At 72.5% G+C, this 5,941-nt stretch carries 7 protein-coding genes; 2 read left to right on the top strand and 5 right to left on the bottom strand.

Annotated features, from left to right (window positions below):
- The 4 genes from CCN42_RS38830 to CCN42_RS38815 form a co-directional block, all read right to left on the bottom strand.
- Nucleotides 1-865: SecDF P1 head subdomain-containing protein (locus CCN42_RS38830; protein WP_422641258.1), on the bottom strand; the 865-nt coding region annotated here is incomplete at its 3' end.
- A 121-nt stretch (nt 866-986) separates the two neighbouring features.
- Complete coding sequence (locus tag CCN42_RS38825; RefSeq protein WP_086741898.1) at nt 987-1,409, bottom strand: hypothetical protein; 423 nt, start codon at nt 1,407-1,409, stop codon at nt 987-989.
- A gap of 55 nt (nt 1,410-1,464) precedes the next feature.
- Nucleotides 1,465-2,166: a response regulator gene (locus CCN42_RS38820; RefSeq protein WP_086741897.1), complete on the bottom strand. Its 702-nt coding sequence runs from the start codon at nt 2,164-2,166 to the stop codon at nt 1,465-1,467.
- Nucleotides 2,163-3,131 (bottom strand): HAMP domain-containing sensor histidine kinase, encoded by a 969-nt coding sequence (locus tag CCN42_RS38815; protein WP_169731610.1) that lies wholly within the window; start codon nt 3,129-3,131, stop codon nt 2,163-2,165. Before CCN42_RS38815 ends, CCN42_RS38820 begins: the two co-directional genes overlap by 4 nt.
- A 393-nt stretch (nt 3,132-3,524) precedes the next feature.
- On the opposite strand from CCN42_RS38815, the gene CCN42_RS38810 reads away from it, so the two are divergent.
- Nucleotides 3,525-3,896: a TraR/DksA family transcriptional regulator gene (locus tag CCN42_RS38810; RefSeq protein WP_386583388.1), complete on the top strand. Its 372-nt coding sequence runs from the start codon at nt 3,525-3,527 to the stop codon at nt 3,894-3,896.
- Between the two features lie 91 nt (nt 3,897-3,987).
- The gene (locus CCN42_RS38805) at nt 3,988-4,356 is read left to right on the top strand and encodes a TraR/DksA family transcriptional regulator (RefSeq protein ID WP_086741896.1); all 369 of its coding nucleotides are present in this window, start codon (nt 3,988-3,990) and stop codon (nt 4,354-4,356) included.
- Nucleotides 4,357-5,191: 835 nt separating this feature from the next.
- On the opposite strand, the gene CCN42_RS38800 is transcribed toward CCN42_RS38805, so the two are convergent.
- Entirely contained in the window at nt 5,192-5,755 is a 564-nt protein-coding gene (locus tag CCN42_RS38800; protein WP_086741895.1) for an EF-hand domain-containing protein, read from the bottom strand.
- Nucleotides 5,756-5,941: the final 186 nt, after the last annotated feature.

Genomic DNA, 5,941 nt, shown 5'->3' with positions numbered 1-5,941 from the left:
AGGCCGCGGCCTCGATGGCCGCATCGCCGAGGGTGGCGCCGATGGTGCGCTGTTCGACGATCTCGACCGGTACGGGCAGGGCGCCGCCGGAGATGAGCAGGGCCAGTTCGCGCGCTTCCGTGTCGTCGAAGGAGCCGGTGATCTGGGTGGTGCCGCCCGGGATGCCCGCGCCGCACGACACGGAGGGGTCCACCTGCGGGGAGGAGATGATCGCGCCGTCGAGGACGATGGCGATCCGGCGCTGCGCGTCGCCGGCGGGATGGCAGGCGGCTTGCGCGGTGAGCCGCGTCCACCGGTCGCTGCCGAAGTCGCCGAAGTCGACGGTGACGTGCCATCCGGCCCCGCTCTGCTGGTCGAAGCGGGCGTCGGCGCCCTCGACGTGCTGCCCGGTGAGGTCGGGGGCCTTCAGTCGGAGGGGCTGTCCGGACTCGTCCGGCAGGACCCGCTCCTCGGCGGTCTCGGTGGGCGGCGTGGTGGCGGCGTCGGGGGTCTCGGCCGGGCCGAGTACCGCGTGGACGGTGAGCTGTGCGGTGCGGCCCAGCACGTCGGCGGCTTTCTTCGGGTCCTGCACTCCGGGCAGTTCGACGAGGATGCGGTCGTCGCCGGAGCGGACGAGGGTCGGCTCGGCGATGCCGAGGGCGTCGATACGGCCGCGCAGCACCTCCACGGTGCGGTCGGTGGCCGCCCGGTCGGCGTCGGTGGTGGGCGTGGAGCGGGTCTCGAGCATGATCTGGGTGCCGCCCCGCAGGTCCAGGCCGAGGCGGACCGGCGTGGTGAGGGCGATGGCCAGCGATGCGGCGATCACGGCGAGGGCGAGGAGCGCACGCAGGCGCAGGGAGTTGCGGGCATTGTTCCGGCGTTTCAACACGAGCCTCCGGCAGGGGCACGTCACGGCGCGGCGGCGGTCACCGCGGCAGCGGGCAGCAGCAGCGGCGGTAGGAGCGGCACGCGTGGTCGCGACGGGAAGGAGTGGGAGTGGGATCGGTTCAGGTGCTCGTGGGTGCCGGAGGTGCGCGCCCGCGGTCGTGAGCCGACCGGCCGGGGGAAACGGGCAGGCACGCGGAGCGCACCGGTGTCCGTGCGGCGAGGCGGGGGACGGCGGCGGTGCGCTGGGCCGGCGTCGCTTTGTGGTCGGGGGCCTGCAGGTGCGGATGCGGGTGCTCGGCGAGGCCGCCGTACCGTGTCCGGGCCTGGGCCGGGAAGCCGCTGTCGGACGGGGCGTCCGCGCGGTGACCGGTGTCCGGGGGCCGAGGGCCGGCCCCGGCGGCCGTCGGGGCCGGCACCGGCCCGTTGGGACCCATGGGTACGGCGTCCGCGCGGGCCAGCGCCAGCAGGACGGCGAGGAGCACCGAGAGCGGGCCCGCGAACCGGTGAGCGGTCGCCGGGACGGTGCGGAGTGCCGAGCGCATGCACCGTTCCTTCCTGGCGGGTGCCGCTGTCACCGGAGCGGCCGGCGGGCGGGGATCAGGGTTCGATGAGCCCGGCGCGAATGGCGTACCGGGTCAGCTCCAACCGGTCGCGCAGGCCGAGCTTGTGCAGCAGGTTGGCCCGGTGACGGTGCACGGTCTTGACGCTGATGAAGAGGATCTCACCGATCTCCTTGGAGGAATGGCCCTCGGCGACGAGCTTGAGCACCTCCTCCTCACGGGGTGTGAGGAGGTGCTCGGGGTTCTGCTCGCCGTGCCGGACCCGGTCCAGGTAGGTGCGGATCAGGGCGGTGACCGCGCCGGGGTAGAGGAACGGTTCGTCACGCATCGCGGCCCGGCAGGCGGCGACCAGGTCCCGGTCGGCGACGGACTTCAGCACATAGCCGCAGGCGCCGGCCTTCAACGCCTGGAACAGGTACTGCTCGTTGTCGTGCATCGTCAGCATCAGGATGCGCGGCCCCGGTTCGAGCGCGGCCAGTTCCCGGGCCGCCTGCAAGCCGGTGAGCCGCGGCATGGCGATGTCCAGGACGGCGAGATCCGGTCCGCTGCGCCGGGCCGCCTCGATGGCCTCGGCGCCGTCCCCGGCTTCGGCGACGACCTCCAGGTCGGGCTCCCGGTCGAGGATGAGACGCACGCCCCGGCGTACGAGCGCGTGGTCGTCGGCGAGCAGGATGCGAATGGGCGTCGATGTCGACGTCGTGGTCGGCGTGGCCGTCGACGTCGGTGTCGGCTCGGTCATGGTCGGGGCTGCTTCCTGGCGACGGGCGTGGTGAGACGGATCCGGGTGCCGGTGCCGGGTGTGGAGGTGATGTCCAGGGCCGCCCCGGCCAGCAGGGCGCGTTCGCGCATGCCGCGGATCCCCGCGCCTTCGCAGGCCGCCTCGATGCCGCGGCCGTCGTCGGCGATCTCCAGTACCAACGCTCCGCCGGCTCGGTGCAGGTACACCTCGACCTGACGCGCGTCCGCGTGGCGGGCCGCGTTGGTCAGGCTCTCCTGGGCCACCCGGTACAAGACGAGTTCGCTCTCCTGGTCGAGGGTGGGCAGGTCGGTGTCGAGGCGGCGCACCACACGCAGCCCGGTGTGTGTCGCGAAGTCCTCGGTGAGCGAGGTCAGTGCGCTGAACAGGCCCAGGTCGTCCAGTACGCCGGGGCGCAGGCGGCGTACCAGACGGCGGACCTCGTCCAGACTCGCCCGGGTGATCTCCTGCGCCTGATGGAGTTCCCCGCGGAGCGGCTCCGGGGCGTCGTCCGCGGCACGCTTGAGGACCAGCAGGATCGCGGTCATGCTCTGCCCGACCTCGTCGTGCAGTTCCTGGGCGATACGGCGGCGTTCCGCCTCCTGGGCCAGCAGGACCCGGGCGCTGGAGGTGGCGCGTTCATGCTCGAGCCGGTCGAGCATGGCGTTGAACGTGCGGATCAGCTCCGACACCTCGCTCCCGCCGCGAGCGCCGGGCACCGGCAGCCGTTGCCCCGGTCGCAGCAGGTCGACGGTGGTCATCATCCTGGTCAGCCGGTCCAGCGGGGCCAGCCCCCAGCGCAGCAGGGTGCCGTTGGCGACGAGCATGACGGCGAGGCCGCCGACCAGGATGATCGCCTCGGTCAGCAGCACCGGCACGGAGACGGTCACGGGTGCCCACAGGAGCAGCGCCGTCGCGGTGCCCAGCACCAGGGCGTTGAGCCCGAAGATCCGCCAGAACAGCGACACCGGGGAAACTCCTCCTTCTGCGATCCGACTGTGATCGGCTCTCGTCGGACATCGCACACCCCGGGGCGGGAGCCGCGGCCTCTTGGTCCCGACCGATCCTGCGCCCAGCCTGCCTCCTCCCCTGGCGCGCCGTCGATGGGGGCCGACCCCCATATCCGAGGGCACCGCGTACCCATCCGCGGTCCCGCGCCGCCGCCGTATGGTCACCGCGGACCCAGGTGAATGGGGTCTGCGCCCGATGGGATTCCGAGGGCCGGCCGAGCAGAGTCGAGGGTGCCCGAGCCGTCCGGTACGGCCGGTGCCCTCGGTCGTGGAGAACGCGTGCACCGGCCGTGGCGGACGGCCACTGCTGCACCTGTTCTCCCTGGTGCGCCCTGAGAAAGGACCCTCGACGTGTCGCTCGACGCCTCCCGGACCGAACCTCGCCGTTCCGAGACCGAGACCCGTGACTCCCGGCTGGAACCCCGCCCCGGGCGGCTCACCGCGGAGGAGGCCCGACGGCGCCTCGAACACGCCCGGAGCACCCGGATGGCCCAGCTGCGGGCCCTGGAGGAGACCGGCCAGAGCGTGGCCGACCATCTCATGTCCGCCCAGGCCGAGGCGATCCGGCGGGTCCTCAAGGAGATCGACGAGGCGTCCGTCCGTATCGACGACGGCTCCTACGGCACCTGCCTCGCCTGCTCAAAGCCGGTCCCCGCCGAACGCCTGGAGATCCTCCCGTACACCCGCTACTGCGTCGCCTGCCAGCGCCGCGCCACCGCCTGACCGGCCTCCCGGGCTGATCGGTCTTCGTCCGCACAGCTCACCTCCGCCCCGTCCGACCCCGTTCTCGTCCCGTCCTGCTCGAAGGGGTGAAGTGGTGAACCACCGGATCATCGGCGACCGTGCCACGCACCTGTCGCCCGAGGATCTCGCCGCGCTCCAGGAGAACCTGCACGAACAGCGCCTGTTCCGCCGGGAGCAACTGCGGCAGATCGCCGCGGTGCCCCGCGAGGGGGCACCGCGCCGGCGAGGTTCGGCGGCGCAGGCCGAAGTGCGCGCCAAGCTCGCCGCGTCGGCGCGCATGGTCCTCGCCGACGTGGAGGCTGCGCTCCAGCGCATCGCCGAGGGCCGCTACGGCGTCTGCCACCTGTGCCGGCGTCCCGTCGACCGGGAACGGCTGATGATCGTCCCGCAGGCACGCTACTGCGCACGGTGCCAGCAGGTACGGGAGGCCGGACGATGACCTCGTCGTCCGCCGCTCCCGAACCGCCACTCCCGCCCCGAAGAAATAGAGCGCGACCAGGCGTCAATTTTCAGTCATGAGGCTGTTGCGTGGCTGGAACTAGTGCGATGCTGCAACCGGCGGCGTCCCCCGGTCCGGCAGCCGCCGCCCCTGGTTCGCCCAGACCACTCTGCGCGGGCCACGCCGTCCCTCCCGGCCTCCCCACGGGAGGGCCGACGGCTGCCCGCGTCCCGCCAGGGGGCCTCGCGCGCGAGACCGGTCCGGCGCGATTCCGCCCTCGCCTCCGCCACGGGCGGCTTCGCTCCCAGCGGAGTGAAACCGTGCCGTGAAGAACTCCGGTCCCACGTCGTGTCCCGCACGACCTCGGCCTCCACGCCCTGGCCATCGCGATGGCGCTCATCTCGGTCCACTCTGGGGAGAGGCCGAGGCGGCGCGGCGCAGGTCGCCACAGAGCCGAGGCACCAACTGGTGCGCCGCCTGCGGCAGATGCCCTGCGACCTGGGTCGCGCGCCAGGCGTCGACGCGCTGTCCAGCACGGCCGGCGGACTCGGCAGGGCGCGTGCGTCGCCGAGGCGCGGACGGCTCTTGGTGGCTTCAGCCCGCTGGGGGCGGTGGGGAAAGTGGGTCGGGTGAGCCGGGATGGTGGCTGGCCGGGCGCCCCGCGCGAGCGGGCTGGGTGCAGTTGGGCCGTTACCGTTGGCCAGCAGCGACCGTTCACACCCCGCCGGGCCAGCTACTCGCGTGCCGTTGTCTGCGGGTGAGTGTTTGGGTCGATCACCCCGTACGGCCGGTTCGACCAGACATAGCAGCCGTGTTCGGGCGACAGGTTCTCTCGTCATGCGGGGTCCAGTGGTCCGAGCAGCCAGACGCCGGTGGAGGTGGGCTCCTCGCTGAAGTAGAACTCACGGATCGCCTGCAGCATGTCGTCGCGGCTGATCAGGCCGTCGGCGTCCCGGTCGAGGCGGCCGAAGACCTCGCGAGCGTCCGCTTCGGCCAGCCCCATCAGGGCGCCGGACCAGCGAACCTGCTCGTCCCGGGTCAGTTTCCCGTCGCCGTCCTGGTCCGCGATGTCCATCAGCGCGTCGAGGAACGGCACGTACCCGGCGTCGAAGGAAGCGGGCGTGACCAGCAACCCGGCGGCGAACGCCGCCTGGTACTCGGCGAGGCTGATGCGCCCGTCGACGTCGGTGTCCGCGGCCTGTGACAGGTGCTGCCACAGGCCGTCGCTGAGCTCCCGCATCTGCTTGAGTGCGGGGGCTTCGGGCGCGAGCTGGAAGGCGGCGGCGAGGCGGTCGCAGGCCGACTCGAAGTCGGTGCGGTCGATATAGCCGTCATGGTTGGTGTCGAAGGTGGCGAAGCGGCGGGCGAGTTTGCGCTGCAGGAACGGCGAGATGTCCATGCCCGACACCCTGCCTGCCAGAGCAGCGCCTGAAACGCCACTGGCGACCGGTAGTACCCGTACGAGGCACCAGATTGGACATCGGGCTACGGGCCAAGCGCTCATCCGTCGAAAAGCGCACGGGGTCGCGGAAGGCCGAATGGCGCTGTCGGCCGACCCTCGTGTCACGAGTGCGGGCCGGCCCGC

The organism is Streptomyces glaucescens (assembly GCF_002154375.1).
Classification (GTDB): Bacteria; Actinomycetota; Actinomycetes; order Streptomycetales; family Streptomycetaceae; genus Streptomyces; species Streptomyces glaucescens.
The sequence above is the reverse complement of the archived record's forward strand: the minus strand, read 5'-3'. Positions and strand labels throughout refer to the sequence as shown.

Bases quoted from the DNA above. Each gene is read 5' to 3' on its own strand.
- CCN42_RS38825 (WP_086741898.1), bottom strand. From the start codon at position 1,409: ATGCGCTCGGCACTCCGCACCGTCCCGGCGACCGCTCACCGGTTCGCG.
- CCN42_RS38820 (WP_086741897.1), bottom strand. From the start codon at position 2,166: ATGACCGAGCCGACACCGACGTCGACGGCCACGCCGACCACGACGTCG.
- CCN42_RS38800 (WP_086741895.1), bottom strand. From the start codon at position 5,755: ATGGACATCTCGCCGTTCCTGCAGCGCAAACTCGCCCGCCGCTTCGCC.